This window comes from Herbaspirillum sp. WKF16, assembly GCF_028993615.1.
GTDB lineage: Bacteria > Pseudomonadota > Gammaproteobacteria > Burkholderiales > Burkholderiaceae_D > Herbaspirillum.
The window spans coordinates 3053116-3076401 of the sequence record NZ_CP118632.1; the positions used below are offsets into that span (position 1 = coordinate 3053116).

Sequence of the window (23286 nt, forward strand, 5' to 3'; positions counted from 1 at the left end):
CGCGCGGCGGCCCTGCAGGCGCGCCGCGATCCCATTGTTATTGAAGTAATCACTACCTTAACCAAAAATCCGGTTTCACGCAGCATTTGCATGAAGCCGATCGCGCGCGGTCAGGCCAGGTCGGGTTCAGCTTGCGCGGCGGGGGCGGGCGCCGCCGCAGCTGCTGCCGCAGCTTCGCGGCGCGCGTCCTGCTCGCGGAAAAACTCCTGCACCAGCGACAGCTCGCGGGTGCGCTTGAACGGCGGCAAGCTCTGCCAGATGCGGCGGCCGTAGTTCTTGGTGATGATGCGCGGATCGCAGATCATCAGCACGCCGCGGTCGCCCTCGTCGCGAATCAGGCGGCCCGCGCCCTGCTTGAGGTTGATGATGGCCGAGGGCAGCTGGTGATGCACGAAGCCGTTCAGGCCCTGTTTCTCCATCTCGGAGATGCGCGCGGCCAGCACCGGGTCGTCCGGTGGCGAAAACGGCAGCTTGTCGATGATCACCAGCGACAGCGCGTCGCCGCGCACGTCCACGCCTTCCCAGAAACTCTGGCTGCCGATCAGCACGCCGTTGCCGGCCGCGCGGAAGCGGTCGAGCAACTCGGTGCGTCCGGCCTCGCCCTGCACGAACAGCGGGAAGCCCAGGCCGCGCGCCTCGAACTCCGCGCGCAGGCGCTCGGCGGCGCGGTTGACCGCGCGCAGCGTGGTGCACAGGAAGAAGCAGCGCCCGCCGGCGGCCTCGATGGTCGGCAACGCGGCGTCGATGACGGCGTCGGTGTACTCGAAGGAATTGGGCTGCGGCAGGTTCTGCGGCACATACAGCAGCCCCTGTTCGGCGTAGTTGAACGGGCTCGGCCAGGAATGCGCCGGCGCGTTCCACAAGCCCATCTGCGCCGCGTAGTGATTGAAGTCGCGCTTCACCGCCAACGTGGCCGAGGTAAAAATCCACGAGCGCGGCGTGCCTTCGCGCTGCTTGTTGAAGATGGGCGCGATCGACAGCGGCGTGCGGTGCAGCTGCAGCGAGGACGAGAACGCCTCGACCCACAGCACGTAGAAAGGCTTTTCTTCCGGCGCCGGATCCTGCCCGTCCTTCTCGGCCGCGAGCGCCTTGGCGGGCGGCTTCGCGGATTTCCCGGCGGGTGCTTCCGGCGCGTTCCAGGTTTCCAGCTGGCGCAGGATCTCATTGGCGCGGTCGCGGCATTGCTGGATACTCTCGGCGCGCTCGGCCTGCTTCTCCAGCACGGCGATCATGTCGTCCATGCAATCCTTGAGCGTATCGAGCGCCGGGAAGAAGGCGGCGGACGGGGCGATCTGGTTCAGCGCCAGGCGCACCGAGTCTTCCGGAAAGGCCAGCCGCAGGTCGCGCGCGGCGCGCTCCACCGGCGCCACCACACGCGGCCAGTCGGCGCCGTCGCGGGCATGAGACAGGCCCTCTGCCAGCACGTCGCGGCACAGTTCCAGCACCTGCGAGGTGGACACGGTCTCGCCGAAGAACAGCGTGGCGGTCTCGGGCAGCTGGTGCGCCTCGTCGAAGATCACCGTATTGGCCGACGGCAGCAGCTCGGCGATACCGGTGTCCTTCAACGCCACGTCGGCGAAGAACAGGTGATGGTTCACCACCACCACGTCGGCTTGCTGCGCCTCCTTGCGCGCCTTCATGACGAAGCAGTCCTGGTAGTACTGGCACTCGGAGCCGAAACAGGTGTCGCGGGTCGAGGTCACCAGGTTCCACACCGGCGCGGTTTCCGGCACCTTGGTCAGCTCGGCCTTGTCGCCCGAAGAAGTCGTCTTCACGAAGCGCGAGATCTCGCGCAGGTAGCCGACGTCCTCGCGCGCAGTCAGGCGGCCATTCTGCAGCGTGCGCTCCAGGTGGAAATGGCAGACGTAGTTGCTGCGCCCCTTGAGCAGCGCCACCGACACCGGCGCGTGCAGCGCGCGACGCACGGTCGGGATGTCGCGGTTGTAGAGTTGGTCCTGCAGGGTCTTGGTGCCGGTCGAGACGATCACCTTGCCGCCCCACAGCAGGGCCGGCACCAGATAGGCGAAAGTCTTGCCGGTGCCGGTGCCGGCCTCGGCGATCAGGGTGCCCTGGTTGGCGATGGCCGAGGCGATGGCCTTGGCCATGGCGGTCTGCGAATGGCGCGGCCGGTAGCTGCCCACGGCGCCGCCCAGCGGCCCGCCGGCGCCGAACATGGCGTCGATTTCGGCATCATGGATACCTGGTGTTTCCGGTACGGCGGTATCGTCGGGGGCACTCACTGGGGCAAACCTGTAGGAATAGGAACTGGACGGCGGAACCGCCGCGGCGCGGCCGGTTCCGAAGAGGGCAAATCATCCGGGCAACCGGATAACCGGGACAAGGCGCTATTTTACGCGGACTCGCGGATGCAGGCGCTGCGGCCTGGGGCCAATGCGCCAATTGATGACGCAATCGCTGGCGCGGGACGGCAAGGCAGGCAATATCAGGCGGGAATGTCGGGCACCAGCTGCATCTTCAGCAGCGAGATGTGGTCCTTCAATTGCAGCTTGCGCTTCTTCAGGCGGCGCAACTGCAGGTCTTCCGAGCGCGCATCGCGTATGAGCATGTCGATCACGTTGTCGAGGTCGCGGTGCTCCACCTCGAGTTCGATGATGCGGCGCTGGATGTCTTCGCGATGCGTGCTGGTCATGTTGAATGGGTCGTTGCTGGCTGGTTGCGGACCTGAAGCGACGGACTGTGGCTGCCTGCCTCTGGAGAATGGATGCTAGTGTAATCCAGCAGCCGCGGCGCGCCAACCGGCGCCGTCGGCCGCCGGGTCTTACTGGGCGGCCGGAGCCGTCGTGGCCGGCGGTTCCTGGCGCTTCTTGCGCTCGGCGCGTTCACGCTCGTTTTCGGCCTTCTTGCGCTCCACATCCAGGCGATGGGCTTCCGCGTCCTTGATGCGCTGCTCGCGCGCCGCCGCATTGGCCGCGCGCTCCGGCGCCTTGGCCGCATCCTCGGCCTGCTGCTGGCGCACCTTGGCTTCGTGCTCGCGGATGCGATAGTCGGGCGGCAAATCCTTGTTCTGGTCGATGCGCTGCTGGACCTCGCGGTTCTTGGCATTGCTCTCCTGCACCTTGCGTGCGGAGGCGGCCTCCTTGTCCTTCTGCTCCTGCAGGCGACGCGCGGAGTCCTGCTCATCCTTGGCGCGCTGCTCGGCCAGCGAACGGTCGCGTTCGTCGACATTGGCCTGGCGCTGGTAGGTGTTGGCCTCCACTTCCACCTGCTTGATGCTCTTCTCGGCCGCGCGCCTGCGGTCCTTGGCCTCGTCCAGGCAAGCGTTGACCATGAACTTGCGATAGCACGCGCGCTGGTCGATCACATAACGCACGTTGACGGCTTCGCGGTCTTCCTTGGCTTCATCCAGCGCCTTTTGCGCGACATCGCCGGAGTTGATGGAGCCGGCCGGATAGCGCTGGTTCAGCGGCGCGCGCGCGTCCAGCTCGGCAAAGCGCTCGGGCGCCATGGTCACCACGGGGCCCGCGGGCGCGGTGGCGACGCTCTTGTCGACCTCGGGCAGCGAGGGGCCGGAAATGGCGGCCGTCTGAGCGGCGCTCAACCCGGCCGCGCCTGCCAGCAGCAAGCCGCACAGGAGTCGGGAAGCGCCCTTGGCATCAGCGAAAAAGCCTTGCATGTAATTCTTGTCCATCTGGTTGTTGATCATGACAGCCGGTCGGCGACGTTGCGGCGATCCGCCTCCAGGTATTCCTTCGACTGCATCTCAATGATACGTGAAACGGTGCGGTGGAACTCGTTGGAGAGGGTGCCGGCCGTGTAAAGTTCGTCCGGCTCGACCTCGGCCGACATGATCAGCTTGACCTTGTGGTCATAGAACACGTCGATCAGCCAGGTGAAGCGGCGCGCCTCCGACGACATGGCGGCCGACATGCGCGGGATGCCCGACAGGATCACGGTCTGGAAGCGGCTGGCCAGCTCCAGGTAATCGTTCTGCGAGCGCGGCCCGCCGCACAGCGTGGCGAAATCGAACCAGATGGCGCTGCCGGCGCGGCGCAGGGCCCGGATCTCCCGCGCCTCGATATGCACGCGCGGATCTTCGTCGACCGCCTCGGCCACGGCGGCAAAAGCGGCGCGCAGCTCCTCGTCGGTCTTGGCGTTCAGGGGCGTGTGATAGACCTTGACCTGCTCCAGCACGCGCTTGCGGTAGTCGATGCCGGCGTCGATGTTCATCACGTCCAGCCGCTCCTTGAGCAGCGCGATGGTCGGCATCATGCGGTCGCGGTGCAGGCCGTCCGGATACAGCGTGGACGGCTCATAGTTGGACGTCATGACGAAGGAGACGCCATTGTCGAACAAGCCCTTGAGCAGGTTGTAGAGGATCATCGCGTCGGCGATGTCGGAGACGTGGAACTCGTCGAAGCAGATCAGGCGGTACTTCTTGGCGATGCGCTTGGCGACTTCGTCGAGCGGATCGGCGATGCCCTTCAACTCGTCGAGCTGGCGATGCACATCGCGCATGAACTCGTGGAAGTGCAGGCGCGTCTTGCGCACCACCGGCACCACCGTGTAGAAGCTGTCCATCAGGAACGACTTGCCGCGCCCCACCCCGCCCCACATGTACACGCCGCGCGGCACCGCCGGTCGGCTGATGAGGCGCTTGAAGGCCGAGGCGCGCTGCGCCTTGTAGGCCACCCACTCCTCATAGGCGCGCTGCAGGCGATCGATGGCGCGCAGCTGCGCTTCATCGGATTGGTAGCCGCGCTCGCCCAGCGAGCGCTCGTAGAATTGACGGACATCCATGGTGTGGTCTTTGTTCTCGTTACGCGGCAGCGGGTTCTCCCCGGGCCTTGCGGCCGCTGCGCGCGCCCCCGAAGTCGGCGGGGACGGCATGTTCGGCGCGCGAACCTGCACATCCGCAGGTTCGCGCGCCGCCAAAACAAAAATGGGCGAGCCAGGCTCGCCCATCGGTAAAGCATCTCAATGCTCAATACGCGCGCTTGGATGGCGGCCGGGCCGCCATGGGCGACGCGTATTGTCGCATTGATCGCGCATCAGAAGTTCAGAGCGCGCTTGTCGACCGCCAGGGCAGCTTCCTTGGTCGCTTCGGACAGCGACGGGTGAGCGTGGCAGATGCGGGCGATGTCTTCCGACGAAGCGCGGAACTCCATCGCCACCACGGCTTCGGAGATCAGCTCGGAAGCCATCGGGCCGACAATGTGCACGCCCAGGATCTCATCGGTCTTGGCATCGGCCAGGAACTTGACCATGCCCGAGGTATCGCCCAGCGCGCGCGCACGGCCGTTGGCCAGGAACGGGAAGGTGCCGGCCTTGTATTGCACGCCGTCGGCCTTCAGTTGCTGCTCGGTCTTGCCGACCCAGGCGATTTCCGGGGAGGTGTAGATGACCCAGGGAATGGTGTTGAAGTTGACGTGGCCATGCTGGCCGGCGATGCGCTCGGCAACCGCGACGCCCTCTTCTTCCGCCTTGTGCGCCAGCATCGGGCCGCGCACGACGTCGCCCACCGCCCACACGTTGGGCAGGTTGGTCTTGCAGTCGCCGTCGACGGCGATGAAGCCGCGCTCATCGAGCTTCAGGCCCACGCCTTCGGCGTTCAGGCCGATGGTGTTGGGGGTGCGGCCGATGGAAACGATCAGCTTGTCGAATTCGCCCTTTTGCGCGTCGCCCTTGGCATCGGTGTACTCGACGGTGACGCTCTTCTTGCCGGCCTTGATCTCGCCGATCTTCACGCCCAGGCTCACGTTCAGGCCCTGCTTGGTCAGCAGCTTCTGCGCTTCCTTGGCGATCTGTTCGTCAACCGCGCCCAGGAAGGCGGGCAGCGCTTCCAGCACGGTCACTTCCGCGCCCAGGCGGCGCCACACCGAACCCATTTCCAGGCCGATCACGCCGGCGCCGATCACGCCCAGCTTCTTCGGCACTTCGGTGATGGCCAGCGCGCCGGTGTTGGACAGGATCAGTTGCTCGTCGAACGGCACGCCGGGCAGCGCACGGGCGTTGGAGCCGGTGGCCACGATCACGTGCTTGGCGACGATGGTGTCTTCAGCCGCGCCGGCGACCTTGATCTCGTAGCCGTTGGCGTCGCCCTTGGCGAAGGAGCCGCGGCCGTGGAAGAAGGTGACCTTGTTCTTCTTGAACAGGTACAGGATGCCGTCGTTGTTCTGCTTGACCACGGTGTTCTTGCGGCCCAGCATCTTTTCCAGGTTCAGGCCCAGGCCCTTGACTTCGATGCCGTGCTCGGCGAAGCCGTGGCTGGCATGTTCATAGTGCTCGGACGATTGCAGCAGCGCCTTGGACGGGATGCAACCGACGTTGGTGCAGGTGCCGCCGGGAGCGGGACCGCCCTTCTCGTTCTTCCATTCGTCGATGCAGGCGGTGTTGAAACCCAGCTGCGCTGCGCGGATGGCGGCAATGTAGCCGCCGGGGCCGCCGCCGATGACGACCACGTCGAAATTCTTGCTCATGTCTTTTCCTAACTTTGTCTGTCGCGGACAAGCATCCGCGGATACAAAAAAGCGCTGAACGAAACAAGCCGTTCAGCGCGTAGCCGGCTCTGTGGCATGGCAGGCAAGCGTAGCGAGCGCCGCGAGGTCGCCGCGAGAAGCGCAGCCGTACGATTGTACGGCGAGCATCACAGCGGCGAGATCGGGTCGCGCAGTAGCTTGCCTGGCATGCATTACAAGTCGAGGAGGAGGCGTGCGGGATCTTCCAGCGCTTCCTTGATGGCCACCAGCGACAGGACGGCTTCGCGGCCGTCGATGATGCGGTGGTCATAGGACAGCGCGAAGTAGTTGATCGGACGCACGACGACCTGACCATTTTCCACCACAGCGCGCTCCTTGGTGGCGTGGATGCCCAGGATCGCCGATTGCGGCGGGTTGATGATCGGGGTCGACAGCATGGAACCGAAGGTGCCGCCGTTGGACACGGTGAAGGTGCCGCCCGACAGTTCTTCGATCGACAGCTTGCCGTCCTTGGCCTTCTGGCCGAACTCGACGATCTTCTTTTCGATGTCGGCGATGGACATCTGGTCCGCATCGCGCAGGATGGGAACCACCAGGCCGCGCGGCGAACCGACGGCCACACCGATGTCGAAGTAGCCGTGGTAGACGATGTCGTTACCGTCCACCGAAGCGTTCACGATCGGGTACTTCTTCAGGGCGTGCACGACGGCCTTGACGAAGAAGGACATGAAGCCCAGCTTGACGCCGTGTTCCTTCTCGAACTGGTCCTTGTACTTGTTGCGCAGGTCGATGACCGGCTTCATGTTGATTTCGTTGAAGGTCGACAGAATCGCGTTGGTCGACTGCGATTGCACCAGGCGCTCGGCCACGCGGGCGCGCAGGCGGCTCATCGGCACGCGCTGTTCCGGACGGCTTTCCAGGCCGGCCTTGACCGGTGCGGCGACTTGCGCCAGTGCCGGCTTGGCGGCGGCAGCGGGTGCGGCGGCAGGCGCCGACAGCGCGCCCAGGACGTCGCCCTTGGTCACGCGGCCATCCTTGCCGGTGCCGGTGACTTGCGAGGTCGACAGGTTGTTGTCGGCCAGCAGCTTGGCGGCGGCAGGCATGGCGACGTCGCCCTTGTTGGCCAGCTCGGGAGCGGCAACCGGGGTCGGTTCGTTGCCGGTTTGCGGCGCCGGGGCGGCCTTGACTTCACCAGGCTCGACCTGGGCTGAAGCGTCGGTGTCGAGGATCGCGATCACTTGACCGGCGACCACGGTGGCGCCGTCAGCGGCGATGATTTGCGTGATCACGCCGTCTGCCGGAGCCGGCAGTTCCAGCACGACCTTGTCGGTCTCGATGTCGATCAGGTTTTCGTCGCGAGTGACTTTCTCGCCGACTTTCTTGTGCCATTGCAGCAGGGTTGCTTCTGCAACGGATTCCGACAATTGCGGGACCACTACTTCGATTTGAGCCATTTATATTTCTCCGATTCGGGTAATTCGTTCAAACAAACGCGGGCGCGCCGCCCTCGCGGCGCGCCCGGTTCTCATCAGTGTTATTTGGTCAGCACAAAGCCCTTGAGCTTGGCGAAGGCGGTTTCGATCAATGCCTTTTGCTGGGCGTAGTGCTTGTCGTAGTAGCCGACCGCCGGCGAGGCGCTGGCCGGACGACCTGCATAGGCCAGCTTCTGACCTTCGGACAGGTTCTCGAAGATGTTGTGCTGGATCTGCAGCCATGCGCCCTGGTTCTGCGGCTCGTCCTGCGCCCACACCAGCTCGTTGAAGTTCGGGAACTGCTTCAAGGCAGCCGCGAAGGTCTTGTGCGGGAACGGGTACAGCTGCTCGACGCGGATGATGGCGGTGTCGGTCTGGCCGCGTTCCTTGCGGGCGTTGACCAGGTCGTAGTACACCTTGCCCGAGCAGGCGACGATGCGCTTGACCTTCTTGGCGTCGATGGTTTCGTCGACTTCCGGGATCACGGTCTGGAACGAACCCTTGGCCAGGTCGGACAGCGGCGAGCCGGCATCCTTGTTGCGCAGCAGGGACTTCGGCGTCAGGATGATCAGCGGCTTGCGGAACAGGCGGATCATCTGGCGACGCAGCACGTGGAAGATCTGTGCGGCGGTAGTCGGCTGCACCACTTGCATGTTGTTGTCGGCGCACAGCTGCAGGTAGCGTTCCAGGCGTGCCGACGAGTGCTCAGGACCCTGGCCTTCGTAGCCGTGCGGCAGCATCTGCACCAGGCCCGAGGCGCGGCCCCACTTGACTTCGCCGGAGCTGATGAACTGGTCCATCACCACTTGGGCGCCGTTGGCGAAGTCGCCGAACTGGGCTTCCCAGATGGTCAGGGTGTTCGGCTCGGCGGTCGAGTAGCCGTATTCGAAGCCCAGCACCGCTTCCTCGGAGAGCACGGAGTCGATCACGGTAAACACGGACTGGTTCTCGGCCACGTTCTGCAGCGGCACGTAGGTGCCGGCATCCCAGCGTTCGCGGTTCTGGTCGTGCAGCACCGCATGGCGGTGCACGAAGGTGCCGCGGCCCGCATCCTGGCCGGTCAGGCGCACGGCGTAGCCGGACGACACCAGCGAGGCGTAGGCCAGGTGTTCGCCCATGCCCCAGTCCAGGTTCATTTCACCGCGCGCCATGGCGGCGCGGTCGTTGATGACCTTCTCGACCAGCGAGTGGGCCTTGAAGCCTTCGGGGATGGTGGTGATCTTGGCGCCCAGGCGCTTCAGTTCAGCCAGCGGCACCGCGGTTTCGGCGGCGTCGGTCCACTTGCGGTTCAGGAACGGCAGCCAGTCGACCGCATACTTGCTCTTGAAGTTGGTCAGGACCGGATCGATGGTGTGCTTGCCGGCGTCCATCGCGGTGCGGAAGGCCTTGACCAGTTCCTCGCCGCCGTCGGCGGCGATGGTCTTCTGGGCCGACAGCTTGTCGGCATACAGCTTGCGGGTGCCGGGGTGCTGCGCGATCTTCTTGTACATCAGCGGCTGGGTCAGAGCGGGAGTGTCCTGCTCGTTGTGACCCAGCTTGCGGAAGCAGATGATGTCGACCACGATGTCCTTCTTGAACTTCATGCGGTAGTCGACAGCGATCTGGGTCGCGAACACGACGGCTTCCGGATCGTCGCCATTGACGTGCAGCACGGGCGCTTCGATCATCTTGACCACGTCCGAGCAGTACAGCGTCGAACGGGAGTCGCGCGGGTCGGAGGTGGTGAAGCCGATCTGGTTGTTGATCACGATGTGAACCGTGCCGCCGGTGCCGTAGCCGCGGGTCTGCGCCAGGTTCAGGGTTTCCATCACGACGCCCTGGCCGGCAAAGGCGGCGTCGCCGTGGACCAGGATCGGCAGCACTTGCGAGCCGTCCTTGTCGCCGCGGCGATCCATGCGGGCCTTGACCGAGCCTTCGACCACCGGGTTGACGATTTCCAGGTGGGAGGGGTTGAACGCCAGCGACAGGTGAACCGGGCCGCCGGGGGTCGACACGTCCGACGAGAAGCCCTGGTGGTACTTGACGTCGCCGGCCGGCAGGTCGTCGGCGTGACGGCCTTCGAATTCGGAGAACAGTTCTTGCGGGGTCTTGCCCAGGATGTTGACCAGCACGTTCAGGCGGCCGCGGTGGGCCATGCCGATCACGATTTCCTGCACGCCGTTTTCGCCGGCGCGCTGGATGGTTTCATCCAGGGAGGCGATGAAGCTTTCGCCGCCTTCCAGCGAGAAGCGCTTCTGGCCGACGTACTTGGTGTGGAGGTAGCGTTCCAGGCCTTCGGCCGCGGTCAGGCGCTCCAGGATGTGCTTTTTCTTCTCGGCCGAGAAGCTGGGCGCGGCGCGGGTCGGCTCCAGGCGCTCTTCCAGCCAGCGCACTTCGGTCATGTCCGACACGTAGGTGAACTCTGCGCCGATGGTGCGCGTGTAGGTGTCGCGCAGCATCTGCAGCAGGTCGCGCAGCGATGCGGTTTCCGGGCCGAAGTAGGTGTTGTTGATGTTGAACACGATGTCCAGGTCGGCATCGGTGAAGCCGTAGAAGGCCGGATCGAGTTCGGGAATGCTGGGGCGTTCCTGGCGTTGCAGCGGGTCCAGGTTGGCGAAACGGGAACCGAGGTCACGGTAGCCGGCGATCAGCTGGGTAACAGCGACGCGCTTGCGGCCCATGTCGGAGTCGGCGGAAGCGATGACGGTGCGGATCGGGCCTTGCTTGGCGCGCTCGGCGAAGGAGGCGACGACAGGAGCGTGGGCGACGTCGGGACGGTTCGAGCCATCGGTGGCGGGAACGTGCTGAACCGCGTCGAAGTAGGCGCGCCAGTTGTCGGGGACGGATCCGGGATTGTTCAGATAGGCTTCGTACAGTTCTTCAATGTACGGAGCATTCCCACCGAAGAGGTAGGAGTTGATGTTGTATTGCTCGTAGAGCTTTGTCATTTGCTCACCTTTCTTCGCGTTTCGCGAGATTAGCGGGTTTCTACACCTTCCGCGACACGGCCTGACCGGTTAGCGGATTGCATCAAGTTGTGGGGAAGGACTTTTGTCTACCTGAACTTCTGTATTCTGTACGTCATCCAGTCAGCGCTCCGGAATTATATATCCTTCTCCCCAATAAAAAAGCGAATCCCGCAGGATTCGCTTTTTTATTTGTCGCCGCTCGCAGCTGGCGTCCCATACCACCAACAACCCGCCGCAAAGCCGCGCCGCACGGGCCTCGCACCCTCCCCCAGCCACGCATGGCCAGACCGGGAAGAGGAGCGCACGAACGTGCTTTGTTGCCTGCCGAGAAACTCCGGCAGTCAGGCGCGCAATGCTGCTCAGCGCTTGTCGATGGCCGGCACGTCGCGACGTGCGGAACCGACGAACAGCTGACGGGGACGACCGATCTTCTGTTCCGGATCGGAGATCATTTCGTTCCACTGGGCGATCCAGCCGACGGTGCGCGCCATGGCGAAGATGCAGGTGAACATCGAGGTCGGGATGCCCAGCGCGCGCTGGACGATGCCGGAGTAGAAGTCGACGTTCGGGTACAGCTTGCGCGAGACGAAGTAGTCGTCTTCCAGGGCGACCTTTTCCAGCTCCATGGCCAGCTTGAACAGCGGGTCGTCGTGCAGGCCCAGTTCGTTGAGCACTTCGTAGCAGGTTTCGCGCATCAGCTTGGCGCGCGGGTCGTGGTTCTTGTACACGCGGTGACCGAAGCCCATCAGCTTGACGCCGGAGTTCTTGTCCTTCACTTGCTTGATGAACTCGGGGATCTTGTCGGCGGTGCCGATTTCTTCCAGCATGTTCAGGGCGGCCTCGTTGGCGCCGCCGTGAGCGGGGCCCCACAGGCAGGCGATGCCGGCGGCGATACATGCGAACGGGTTGGCGCCCGAGGAGCCGGCCAGGCGGACGGTCGAGGTCGATGCGTTCTGCTCGTGGTCGGCGTGCAGGATCAGGATGCGATCCAGCGCGCGCACCAGCACTTCATTGACCTTGTACTCTTCGCACGGGTTGGCGAACATCATGCGCATGAAGTTGGCGGTGTACGACAGGTCGTTGCGCGGGTACACGAACGGCTGGCCGATGCTGTACTTGTAGGCCATCGCGACCAGGGTCGGCAGCTTGGCGATCATGCGGATGGCCGAGACGTCGCGGTGGTTGGCGTTGGAGATGTCCAGCGAGTCGTGGTAGAAGGCCGACAGCGCGCCCACCGAACCGGTCAGCACCGCCATCGGGTGCGCGTCGCGACGGAAGCCGCGGAAGAAGAAGTTCATCTGCTCGTGCACCATGGTGTGCTTGGTCACGGTGTCGGTGAACTCCAGCTTTTGCTCTGCAGTCGGCAGCTCGCCGTGCAGCAGCAGGTAGCAGGATTCCAGGAAGTCGCAGTTCACGGCCAGCTGCTCGATCGGGTAGCCGCGGTACAGCAGCTCGCCCTTGTCGCCGTCGATGTAGGTGATCGAGGAGTTGCAGGCCGCGGTCGACATGAAGCCTGGGTCATAGGTGAACTTGCCGGTGCCGGCATACAGCTTGCGGATGTCGATCACGTCAGGGCCGATGGTGCCCTTGTAGACAGGAAAATCTACGGATGGAGACCCGTCGGAGAACGACAGGGTAGCTTTGATATCGGTATTGGACATAGCTTTTCCTTTTGCTGGGATGGTGAAACCGTTAATCAAAACCGCGACCGCACTGCCTGGCGACATCATCGTTCCGATGCGCTGGGTGGCATGAAAAAAACAGGCCGCGTTCGAGCAAAATCCGTCTGGCTTGTGGCCAGGCGCAAAAATCAGGCCGTACGCAGTTTCTGCAGCAACGCGTGCACCTGCGGCAGGTCGACTGCCGCCTCCGGCTCCTTGCGAGCCAGCAGCAAGTCCATCAGGTCGATGTCGGACAGGTCCATCAGCCGCGAAAACGCGTCGACCTCTTCGTCGCTCATCCCGGCCTCGTTGGCATCGAGATAGCGCGTCAGGATCAGGTCGTTCTCCAGCAGGCCGCGGCGTGCCCGCCAGCGCAGGCGCGCTCGTTTGGCCGGATCATCCTGGTGACGTTCAGTCATGAACTCGCTCATTTCTCTACTGATTGATTTCTGATACTAACCGGAGCGGCGGATTTCCGCCCGGCGCGGGAAGCCATGCCTTCGGCGCCCGCATCATCGGGGCGCCGCAGCCCACAGGCCCGCGGCGCCCCGCTTTCCAGCCGGTTGCGCAACTTACACTGCGCGGCGAACCATCAGTTCCTTGATCTTGCCGATGGCCTTGTTGGGGTTCAATCCCTTCGGGCAGACATCGACGCAGTTCATGATCGAACGGCAGCGGAACAGGCGGTACGGGTCTTCCAGGTTGTCCAGGCGGGCGCCGGTGGCTTCGTCGCGGCTGTCGGCGATGAAGCGGTAGGCTTGCAGCAGGCCGGCGGGGCCGACGAACTTGTCCGGGTTCCACCAGAACGACGGGCAGGAAGTCGAGCAGCAGGCGCACAGGATGCACTCGTACACGCCGTCCAGCTCTTCGCGCTGCTCGGGCGATTGCAGGCGCTCCTTTTCAGGAGGAATGCTTTCGTTGATCAGGTAGGGCTTGATCGAGTCGTACTGCTTGAAGAAGTTGGTCATGTCCACGATCAGGTCGCGGATGACCGGCAGGCCCGGCAGCGGCTTCAGAACGATGGGCTCGGTCAGCTCGTTGAGGTTGGTGATGCAGGCCAGGCCGTTCTTGCCGTTGATGTTCATGGCGTCCGAGCCGCACACGCCTTCGCGGCAGGAGCGGCGCAGCGACAGCGAATCGTCCACGTCGGCCTTGATGCGCTGCAGGGCGTCGAGCAGCATCTTGTCGGTCGGCTTCAGCTCGACCGTCAGATCCTGCATGTACGGCTTCTCGTCCTTGTCCGGATCGTAACGGTAGATTTTGAATTTCAGGGTGCGAGTCATGTTGCGACCTCTTAGAAAGTACGTGCTTTAGGTTTAAATGTCTCGACGGTCAGCGGCTGCATGTTGACCGGCTTGTAGTCGAGACGATTCCCCTCGGAGAACCACAGCGTGTGCTTGAGCCAGTTGACGTCGTCGCGCTGCTCGTAGTCGCTGTGCGCGTGGGCGCCGCGCGACTCCTTGCGGGCGGCCGCCGACGTGATGGTGGCCTTGGCGGTTTCGATCAGGTTGTCCAGCTCCAGGGCTTCCTGGCGCGCGGTGTTGAAGACCTTGGACTTGTCCTTGAACGAGACATGCTTGCGACGCTCGTCCAGCTCCATGATCTGCTTGTAGCCTTCCTGCAGCAGCGCATCGGTGCGGAACACGCCGCAGTACTTCTGCATGGTGGCGCGGATGGTGTTGGCCACGTCCTGCACGCGCTCGGAGCCGGTGCTGCTTTCGAGGCGCGCGATACGATCCAGCGACTTTTCCAGCGCGCCGGCCGGGATCGGCTTGTGGCTCTGGTCCTGCAGCTTGCTGCCCACGATGTGGTTGCCGGCGGCGCGGCCGAACACCACCAGGTCCAGCAGCGAGTTGGTGCCCAGGCGGTTGGCGCCGTGCACCGACACGCAGGCGCATTCGCCGATGGCGTACATGCCCTGCACCACTTCCTTTTGCGAACCGCCCTTGGGCGCGACGACCTGGCCGTACACGTTGGTCGGGATACCGCCCATCTGGTAGTGGATGGTCGGCACGACCGGGATCGGTTCCTTGGTCGCGTCCACGTTGGCGAACTTGTGGGCGATTTCCAGAATCGACGGCAAGCGCTTCTTGATGGTGTCGGCGCCGATGTGGCGCAGGTCCAGCAGCACGTGATCCTGGTGCTGGCCGACGCCGCGGCCTTCCTTGATTTCCTGGTCCATCGAACGCGAGACGAAGTCGCGCGGCGCCAGGTCCTTCAGGGTCGGCGCATAGCGTTCCATGAAGCGTTCGCCGTTGCTGTTGATCAGGATGCCGCCTTCGCCGCGCACGCCTTCGGTGATCAGCACGCCCGCGCCGGCCACGCCGGTCGGGTGGAACTGCCAGAACTCCATATCCTGCAGCGGCAGGCCGGCGCGTGCGGCCATGCCCATGCCGTCGCCGGTGTTGATGAAGGCGTTGGTCGATGCGGCCCAGATGCGACCTGCGCCACCGGTGGCGAACAGGGTGGTCTTGGCGTGCAGCATCATGATTTCGCCGGTTTCCATTTCCAGCGCCAGCACGCCGAGGACGTCGCCCTCTTCGTTGCGGATGATGTCCAGCGCCATCCACTCGACGAAGAAGTGGGTCTTGGCGCGCACGTTGCGCTGGTACAGCGTGTGCAGCAGCGCATGGCCGGTGCGGTCGGCTGCGGCACAGGCGCGCTGCACCGGCTTCTCGCCCAGGTTGGCGGTGTGGCCGCCGAACGGACGCTGGTAGATGGTGCCGTCGGGGTTGCGGTCGAACGGCATGCCGAAGTGTTCCAGCTCGTAGACCGCCTTGGGCGCTTCACGGCACATGAACTCGATGGCGTCCTGGTCGCCGAGGTAGTCGGAACCCTTGACGGTGTCGAACATGTGCCAGTACCAATTGTCTTCCGACATGTTGCCCAGCGAAGCGCCGATGCCGCCCTGGGCGGCAACGGTGTGCGAGCGGGTCGGGAAGACCTTGGACAGGACGGCGACGTTCAGGCCGGCTTCAGCCAGCTGCAGCGACGCGCGCATGCCGGAACCGCCGGCGCCAACGATGACCGCGTCAAAGCGACGGGTAGTGATTGCGGATTTGATGGCAGCCACGATTTAATTTCTCCACAGAATCTGCGCGGCATAGCCTGCGCAACCAACCAGCCACAGAATCGTGGCAACTTGCAAGACCAGGCGCACGGCCACCGACTTGACGTAATCCATCCAGATGTCGCGCACGCCGATCCAGGCGTGGAAGAACAGCGCCGCGAAGACCGCGAAGGTCGCGACCTTGAACCACTGATGCGCGAACAGCGCCGCCCAGCCCTGATAGCTGAAGCCGGTCGAGGTGAAGAAGACCACCAGCAGGATGACGGTGTAGAGCGCCATGACGACGGCGGTGGCGCGTTGCGCGAGCCAGTCGCGCAGACCGTAGTGGGCGCCGACGACGAGGCGCTTCGATCCGATATTGTTATCAGCCATTTTCAGAATGCTCCGAACAGTTTCAATGCGACCAGAACCATCAGCGCGATGCTGACGATGAGTACCGTAGCCGACGACTTGCGTGCGCTGTCCTTGTCCAGACCGACGTGGTTGTCCATGATCAGGTGGCGGATGCCGGCGCAGAAGTGGTGGAGGTAGGCCCAGGACAGGGCGAGGATGACCAGCTTGACGAACCAGTTGGAGGCGAAGCCTTTGAGGTGTTCGAAGGTGCCTTCGGAGAGCAGGCTGCTGTCCAGCAGGAACAGGATGAACGGCAGCATCAGGAACAGGAATAGCCCGCTGATACGGTGCATGATCGACACCAGGGCTGCCAGAGGCATGCGGTAACCAGCAATTTGGGTAAGGTGTATGTTACGAAATTGCGGCCGTGGTGGTTTAGCGGCTTCAGACATACAAGGTTCTCCTCAGATTAAAACAATCCTGCAATTTTCGCCGATTTTCCAAATCGTCATCAACAATTATTCCGCTTCGCAGCAAAGCCTAAGCACCGAACACGCGCCGCCTTCCCGCCCTTCAGGACGAAACGGCGCGTTCCCCGCCGGGCTTCAGCTCAACTCGCTCTGATAATGATGATTCGTGGTCAGATACAGCCCGCGCCGCATTTCCACCGGCTTGTCGCCGTAGGTAAACGATGCGCGTTCCACACTGAGCAACGGCGTTTGGGGCAACACCCCCAGAAACTCCGCGGACTCCGGATCTGCCCCCACGGCACGGATGCGCTCCTCGGCGCGAATCATGCGTGTTCCGAATTCCGACTCGAACAGGCCGTACAACGGGCCTCTGTATTCCACCAGGCGCTCGGCCGTCAGCCCCTTGAAGATGGCGCCGGGCAGCCAGATGTCTTCGAGGATGATGGGAACGCCATTGAATGATTTCACGCGCCGGATGAAGATGACCGAGTCGCCGGACTTCATGTCCAGCTGTCGCGCCACTTCGGCGGACGCGCGCACGCGCTTGACTTCGACGATCTTGTTTTCGGGACGCTGGGGCTCGTCGCTGTCGGCCATCAGCCGCAGGAAGCGGAACTGCGCCTGCGTTTCATGATGGGTGGCGACGAAGGTGCCCTTGCCCTGGCGGCGCACCACCAGGTTCTCGGCGGCCAGCTCGTCGATGGCCTTGCGCACCGTACCCTGGCTGACCTTGAAACGACCGCCCAGCTCGACTTCGCTGGGGATGAGTTCGCCCGGCTTCCACTCCCCTGCCTCAAGGCGCTGCATGATGAGCGCCTTGATCTGCTGGTACAGCGGACTGAAGGTGGGCGCCGGACTGGCGACACCCGCCCCTGCGCCTTGCGCGTCGACGCTGTTCTGATTGGGCTGGATCGAGCTCATAACCCCGAATTTCAACACAAAACACCTTCCGGCGTCCAGAAAAAACTATGCAATAATATGTCTTATATAAGACATAAGATATTGATTGACACGCGCCTTTCGCAGGCCTACACTCGCGAGCAACCTGAAAAGCCGCAACGCAGGCGTGACGCGAACTTCCGGCCGGTCAACGATAACGAGAATCGATTGCATTTAGGCTCTTTGGATTTCGTGTTTTCATGTCGCCTGAACACAAGTGTGACAGGTTTTCGGGCTGCCGGCATGGCCGCGGACAAAAGCAACTGACTCGCTGCGTTTTCGACGGTATCATGGCGGCCTAACAAGAATTCGAGGAAGTCGCGCAGCTATTTCGCGCAAACCAGAAGCAACCGCAGACGGCCCTGCCGCGCCATGCGCGACACGACCGCACGTGCGCTTCGATGCAGTCTGGAATGCTTTTTTTCATCACCTCTATTGGAGATTCACATGGCTAAAGCCCCAAAGCGTGTTGCCGTCACCGGCGCCGCCGGTCAGATCGGTTACTCCCTGCTGTTCCGCATCGCCAACGGCGACCTGCTCGGCAAAGACCAGCCGGTCATCCTGCAACTGCTGGAAATCCCCGATGAGAAGGCCCAGAAGGCGCTGAAGGGCGTGATCATGGAGATCGACGACTGCGCGTTCCCGCTGCTGGCCGGCGTGACCGCCCACAGCGACCCCATGACCGCATTCAAGGACGCCGATATCGCCCTGCTGGTCGGTGCCCGCCCCCGCGGCCCCGGCATGGAGCGCAAGGACCTGCTGGAAGCCAACGCCCAGATCTTCACCGTGCAGGGCCGTGCGCTGGACGCCGTGGCTTCGCGCGACGTCAAGGTGCTGGTGGTCGGCAACCCGGCCAACACCAACGCTTACATCGCCATGAAGTCGGCCCCGAACCTGCCGGCCAAGAACTTCACCGCCATGCTGCGCCTGGATCACAACCGCGCCCTGTCGCAAGTGGCCGCCAAGATCGGCAAGCCGGTCGGCGCCATCGAGAAGCTGTGCGTGTGGGGCAACCACTCGCCGACCATGTACGCCGACTACCGCTTCGCCACCGCCGATGGCGCTTCCGTCAAGGACGCCATCAACGACCAGGAATGGAACGCCAACGTGTTCCTGCCGACCGTCGGCAAGCGCGGCGCGGCCATCATCGAAGCCCGCGGCCTGTCCTCGGCGGCGTCGGCCGCCAACGCGGCGATCGACCACGTGCGTGACTGGGTGCTGGGCACCAACGGCAAGTGGACCACCATGGGCATCCCGTCCGACGGTTCCTACGGCATTCCCGAAGGCACCATGTTCGGCTTCCCGGTGACCACCGAGAACGGCGAGTACAAGATCGTCCAGGGCCTGGAGATCGACGCGTTCTCGCAAGAGCGCATCAACATCACGCTCAAGGAATTGCTGGAAGAGCGCGAAGGCGTGAAGCACCTGGTCGGCTAATTGACCGATGCGCGGCGGCGGGCGACCGTCGCCGCGCAGTTCCAATCGAATCGATCCAATTACTCATTCAGCAGCAATGCATCCCTCCCAGGTCTTGTTCCCAGGTGCACAGCAGCCGGCTTCGCTTCCGGTCTGCGATCACTACGCCGGCTCCGAAAAGCTGATGCGCAAGTCGATCGCCCTGCAGAAGGAACTCGGCCCGGTATTCGACATCACGCTCGATTGCGAAGATGGTGCCGCCGCCGGTAATGAAGCCGGCCATGCGCAACTGGCGGCCTCGCTGATCGCCGGCCCCGACAACCTCCACGGCCGCATCGGCGCGCGCGTGCACGACGTCGGCAGTCCCCATTTCGAGCAGGACGTCGCCATCATCTGTTCCGGCGCCGCGCGCGAGCTGGCCTTCGTCATGCTGCCCAAGCCGGAGGGCGTCAACGACGTGCTGCATGCGCTCGAATCGATCAACCGCGTTTGCCTTGCGGCCGGGCGCCCTGCGCTGCCGCTGCACGTGCTGATCGAGACCCACGGCGCGCTGGCCGACGTCTGGAAGATCGCGGCGCTGCCGCAGGTGCAGTCCCTGTCTTTCGGCGTGATGGACTTCGTGTCGGCGCACTACGGCGCCATCCCGAGCGCCGCGATGCGATCCCCCGGGCAGTTCGACCACCCGCTGGTGCGCCGCGCCAAGCTGGAAATTTCCGCCGCCTGCCATGCGCACGGCAAGGTTGCGTCGCATAACGTGACGACCGACATCAAGAATCCCGCCGCGGTCGCCGACGATGCGCGCCGCGCGGCACAAGAGTTCGGCTACACCCGGATGTGGAGCATTCATCCGGACCAGATCAGGCCGATCGTGCAGTCGATGTCGCCTTCCACCGAGGAAGCCGGCCAGGCGGCACAAATTTTGCTCAAGGCTCAGGCAGTGCAATGGGGTCCGATCCAGCATCAGGGGAATCTGCACGACCGGGCCAGTTATCGCTATTTCTGGAGCATCCTGCAACGCGCCCATGCCACCGGCCTGGCGCTGCCGCAGGAGGCTGCCGCCTGGTTCGCCGCCGGCGAACCTTCTTCAACCTCTCAGTAACGTTACCGATCGACGCACCGTCCATGAAAAAGCAACTGACCGCAATCGCTCTGCTGGGCGCCCTGTTCGCCGCCGCCGGCATCTCCCAGGCTTTCGCCGAAACCGCCCCGGCCAAGCCGGCCGCCAAGAAGAAGGCTCCGGCCAAGAAGGCGCCCGCCAAGAAAGCGGCTGCAGCCGCCGCGGCGCCGGCCGCCAAGATGCCCTTCTCGTCCGACGCCGAGGACGATGACAGTGAACCCGAACTGGGCGGCACCCTCTCCGCGGACTACAACTGCGAACTTGGGAACAAGCTGACCATCTGGAAGAACGAGGCCGATGACAAGCACATCGCCATCCGCTGGAACAAGAAAATCAACCGCCTGACCCGCGTGGACACCACCACCGGCGCCCACCGCTTCGAGAACCGCAAGGTCGGCCTGGTGTGGATCGGCATCCCTGCCAAGGGCCTCCTGCTCGACTCCAAGAAGGGCCAACAGCTGGCCAACGAATGCAAGAACGCCGAGCAGCAACAGGCATCGGCGGCCGCACCGGTAGTGGCGGCGGCGCCGAAGAACTGAGCGGTTCCTCAAGGAATCGCGCATCAGGACGTAACACAGGACGTACCACAGAATCAGGCAGCACCCAGCAGTTTGAACATTGCAACGCAAACCGGATTCGACTAGCTAACATCACTAATTGCCACTAAGGAGAAGAGGCCATGTCTCGCAACACATTGAACACCCTAAAGGAATTCAAGATTTCCGGTTCCAAGAAAGGCAAGTTCTACTCCCTGCCCGCGCTGCAAAAGTCGCTGGGTGTGAATATCTCGCGCCTGCCGGTTTCCATCCGCGTGGTGCTGGAATCGGTTCTGCGCAACTGCGACGGCCAGAAGGTCACCGAAGAACACGTCAAGCAACTGGCCGGCTGGGGCGCCAAGGCCGCCCGCGTCGATGAGATCCCGTTCGTGGTCGCCCGCGTGGTGCTGCAGGACTTCACCGGCGTTCCGCTGCTGGCCGACCTGGCCGCGATGCGCAACGTCGCCAGCAAGCTGGGCAAGAACCCCAAGAACATCGAACCGCTGGTCCCGGTGGACCTGGTAGTCGACCACTCGGTGCAGATCGACCACTTCCGCGAGAAGAAGGCGCTGGACCTGAACATGAAGCTGGAATTCTCGCGCAACAACGAGCGCTACCAATTCATGAAGTGGGGCATGCAGGCATTCGACACCTTCGGCGTCGTGCCCCCGGGCTTCGGCATCGTCCACCAGGTCAACCTTGAGTACCTGGCGCGCGGCGTGCACAACAAGACTGGCGTGTACTATCCCGACACCCTGGTGGGCACCGACTCCCACACCACCATGATCAACGGCATCGGCGTGGTCGGCTGGGGCGTGGGCGGCATCGAGGCGGAAGCCGGCATGCTGGGCCAGCCGGTCTACTTCCTGACCCCTGACGTGGTCGGCGTGAACCTGACCGGCGCGCTGCGCGAAGGCGTCACCGCCACCGACCTGGTGCTGACCATCACCGAACTGCTGCGCAAGACCAAGGTCGTGGGCAAGTTCGTCGAATTCTTCGGCGAAGGCACCGAGTCGCTGTCGCTGACCGACCGCGCCACCATCGCCAACATGGCCCCGGAATACGGCGCCACCATGGGCTTCTTCCCGGTTGACGACGCCACCATCGAATACTTCAAGGGCACCGGCCGCACCAAGGCCGAGATCGATGCCTTCGAAGCCTACTTCAAGGCGCAGGAACTGTACGGCGTGCCCAAGGCAGGCCAGATCGACTACACCCAGGAAGTCTCGCTGGACCTGGGCTCGGTGACGCCGTCGCTGGCAGGCCCCAAGCGTCCCCAGGACCGTATCGAAATCGGCAGCGTCAAGTCGAACTTCACCGACCTGTTCACCAAGCCGACCGCTGAAAACGGCTTCAACAAGAAGGCCGAAGACCTGACCGCGACCTACAAGAACGCCGACGGTGTGGACATGCACAACGGCGACGTGCTGATCGCCGCCATCACGTCGTGCACCAACACCTCCAACCCGAGCGTGCTGCTGGCCGCGGGCCTGCTGGCCAAGAAGGCGGTGGAAGCCGGCCTGAAGGTCGCGCCGCACATCAAGACCTCGCTGGCCCCTGGCTCGCGCGTGGTGACCAAGTACCTGGAAGCCGCCGGCCTGCTGCCCTACCTGGAAAAGCTGGGCTTCGGCGTGACCGCCTACGGTTGCACCACTTGCATCGGCAACGCCGGCGACCTGACCGCGGCCATGAACGAAACCATCGTCAAGAACGACGTGGTGGCGGCTGCCGTGCTGTCGGGCAACCGCAACTTCGAAGCGCGTATTCACCCGAACATCCGCGCCAACTTCCTGGCATCGCCTCCGCTGGTCGTGGCCTACGCCATCGCCGGCAACGTCACCCGCGACCTGATGACCGAACCGGTCGGCAAGGGCCGTGGCGGCAAGGACATCTACTTGGGCGACATCTGGCCGACCTCGCAGGAGATCGAAAAGCTGCTCAAGTTCGCGATGAACGCCAAGACCTTCAAGGAGAACTACGCCGACGTCAAGGGCGCTCCGGGCAAGCTGTGGGAAGCCATCAAGGGCGTCGCCAAGGGCGAGGTCTACAACTGGCCGTCGTCGACCTACATCGCCGAGCCGCCGTTCTTCGAGAACTTCACCGAAGTGCCGAAGATCACGTCGGCCGGCATCACCGGCGCCCGCGCGCTGGGCGTGTTCGGCGATTCGATCACCACCGACCACATCTCCCCGGCCGGTTCGATCAAGGAATCCAGCCCGGCCGGCAAGTGGCTGCAAGCCAATGGCGTCCTGAAGGCGGACTTCAACTCCTACGGTTCGCGTCGCGGCAACCACGAGATCATGATGCGCGGCACCTTCGCCAACGTGCGCATCAAGAACCTGATGATCCCGGCCAAGCCCGACGGCTCGCGCGTTGAAGGCGGCATCACCCTGCACCAGCCGACCGGTGAAGAAATGTCGATCTACGACGCAGCGATGAAGTACGTCGCAGCAGAAACCCCGACCATGGTCTTCGGCGGCGAAGAGTACGGTACCGGCTCCTCGCGCGACTGGGCCGCCAAGGGCACCCAGCTGCTGGGCGTGAAGGCCGTGATCGCCCGTTCGTTCGAGCGCATCCACCGTTCCAACCTGGTCGGCATGGGCGTGCTGCCGCTACAGTTCAAGGGCAACGACAGCGTGCAGACGCTGGGCATCACCGGCGACGAAACCTTCGACCTGAAGGGCCTGGACGGCGAAATCAAGCCGCAACAGGACGCCACCCTGGTGATCCGTCGCAAGAACGGCGAAACCAAGGAAGTGAAGGTCCTGCTGCGCATCGATACCCCGATCGAAGTGGACTACTACAAGCATGGCGGCATCCTGCCGTTCGTGCTGCGTCAGCTGCTGGCGGCCTAAGCGGTTCGATGTCACGGCGCCGCCTTTGGGCG

Annotated in this window: 18 protein-coding genes; 4 read left to right on the plus strand and 14 right to left on the minus strand. The window is 63.7% G+C overall.

Features of this window, described 5'->3' with window-relative positions:
• Positions 1-110 precede the first annotated feature (110 nt).
• The 14 genes from Herbaro_RS13840 to Herbaro_RS13905 form a co-directional block, all read right to left on the minus strand.
• The gene (locus Herbaro_RS13840) at positions 111-2174 is read right to left on the minus strand and encodes a DNA repair helicase YoaA (protein WP_275014018.1); all 2064 of its coding nucleotides are present in this window, start codon (positions 2172-2174) and stop codon (positions 111-113) included.
• Positions 2175-2443: 269 nt separating this feature from the next.
• Positions 2444-2650: a YdcH family protein gene (locus Herbaro_RS13845; RefSeq protein WP_275010210.1), complete on the minus strand. Its 207-nt coding sequence runs from the start codon at positions 2648-2650 to the stop codon at positions 2444-2446.
• Between the two features lie 129 nt (positions 2651-2779).
• Positions 2780-3664 (minus strand): hypothetical protein, encoded by an 885-nt coding sequence (locus Herbaro_RS13850; RefSeq protein ID WP_342456493.1) that lies wholly within the window; start codon positions 3662-3664, stop codon positions 2780-2782.
• Positions 3661-4758: a cell division protein ZapE gene (gene zapE / locus Herbaro_RS13855; protein WP_275010211.1), complete on the minus strand. Its 1098-nt coding sequence runs from the start codon at positions 4756-4758 to the stop codon at positions 3661-3663. Before zapE ends, Herbaro_RS13850 begins: the two co-directional genes overlap by 4 nt.
• Before the next feature lie 251 nt (positions 4759-5009).
• On the minus strand, positions 5010-6437 hold the full coding sequence (lpdA, locus tag Herbaro_RS13860; protein WP_275010212.1) for a dihydrolipoyl dehydrogenase: 1428 nt from the start codon (positions 6435-6437) through the stop codon (positions 5010-5012).
• 212 nt (positions 6438-6649) lie between these two features.
• Positions 6650-7891 carry a 2-oxoglutarate dehydrogenase complex dihydrolipoyllysine-residue succinyltransferase gene (odhB, locus tag Herbaro_RS13865; RefSeq protein WP_275010213.1) on the minus strand — a complete coding sequence of 414 codons (1242 nt, stop codon included), beginning with the start codon at positions 7889-7891 and terminating at the stop codon, positions 6650-6652.
• A gap of 80 nt (positions 7892-7971) precedes the next feature.
• A complete protein-coding gene (locus Herbaro_RS13870) occupies positions 7972-10836 on the minus strand; it encodes a 2-oxoglutarate dehydrogenase E1 component (RefSeq protein ID WP_275010214.1) in 2865 nt (954 codons plus the stop codon).
• 380 nt (positions 10837-11216) lie between these two features.
• Positions 11217-12518, minus strand: a complete 1302-nt coding sequence (gene gltA, locus Herbaro_RS13875; protein ID WP_275010215.1) for a citrate synthase — start codon at positions 12516-12518, stop codon at positions 11217-11219.
• 149 nt (positions 12519-12667) lie between these two features.
• Positions 12668-12937, minus strand: coding sequence for an FAD assembly factor SdhE (locus Herbaro_RS13880; protein WP_446719271.1), 270 nt, complete (start codon positions 12935-12937; stop codon positions 12668-12670).
• Between the two features lie 153 nt (positions 12938-13090).
• Positions 13091-13801 (minus strand): succinate dehydrogenase iron-sulfur subunit, encoded by a 711-nt coding sequence (locus Herbaro_RS13885; RefSeq protein WP_275010217.1) that lies wholly within the window; start codon positions 13799-13801, stop codon positions 13091-13093.
• Positions 13802-13812: 11 nt separating this feature from the next.
• The gene (sdhA, locus tag Herbaro_RS13890; protein WP_275010218.1) at positions 13813-15591 is read right to left on the minus strand and encodes a succinate dehydrogenase flavoprotein subunit; all 1779 of its coding nucleotides are present in this window, start codon (positions 15589-15591) and stop codon (positions 13813-13815) included.
• A 3-nt stretch (positions 15592-15594) separates the two neighbouring features.
• Complete coding sequence (gene sdhD, locus Herbaro_RS13895) at positions 15595-15960, minus strand: succinate dehydrogenase, hydrophobic membrane anchor protein (protein ID WP_275010219.1); 366 nt, start codon at positions 15958-15960, stop codon at positions 15595-15597.
• Between the two features lie 2 nt (positions 15961-15962).
• A complete protein-coding gene (gene sdhC, locus Herbaro_RS13900) occupies positions 15963-16373 on the minus strand; it encodes a succinate dehydrogenase, cytochrome b556 subunit (protein WP_275010220.1) in 411 nt (136 codons plus the stop codon).
• A 153-nt stretch (positions 16374-16526) separates the two neighbouring features.
• Positions 16527-17312: a GntR family transcriptional regulator gene (locus Herbaro_RS13905; RefSeq protein WP_275010221.1), complete on the minus strand. Its 786-nt coding sequence runs from the start codon at positions 17310-17312 to the stop codon at positions 16527-16529.
• 465 nt (positions 17313-17777) lie between these two features.
• On the opposite strand from Herbaro_RS13905, the gene Herbaro_RS13910 reads away from it, so the two are divergent.
• The 4 genes from Herbaro_RS13910 (at position 17778) to acnA (ending at position 23254) form a co-directional block, all read left to right on the plus strand.
• The gene (locus Herbaro_RS13910) at positions 17778-18767 is read left to right on the plus strand and encodes a malate dehydrogenase (protein WP_275010222.1); all 990 of its coding nucleotides are present in this window, start codon (positions 17778-17780) and stop codon (positions 18765-18767) included.
• 76 nt (positions 18768-18843) lie between these two features.
• The gene (locus Herbaro_RS13915) at positions 18844-19845 is read left to right on the plus strand and encodes an HpcH/HpaI aldolase/citrate lyase family protein (RefSeq protein WP_275014020.1); all 1002 of its coding nucleotides are present in this window, start codon (positions 18844-18846) and stop codon (positions 19843-19845) included.
• A gap of 23 nt (positions 19846-19868) precedes the next feature.
• Complete coding sequence (locus tag Herbaro_RS13920) at positions 19869-20402, plus strand: hypothetical protein (RefSeq protein ID WP_275010223.1); 534 nt, start codon at positions 19869-19871, stop codon at positions 20400-20402.
• Positions 20403-20542: 140 nt separating this feature from the next.
• Complete coding sequence (gene acnA / locus Herbaro_RS13925; protein WP_275010224.1) at positions 20543-23254, plus strand: aconitate hydratase AcnA; 2712 nt, start codon at positions 20543-20545, stop codon at positions 23252-23254.
• Positions 23255-23286: the final 32 nt, after the last annotated feature.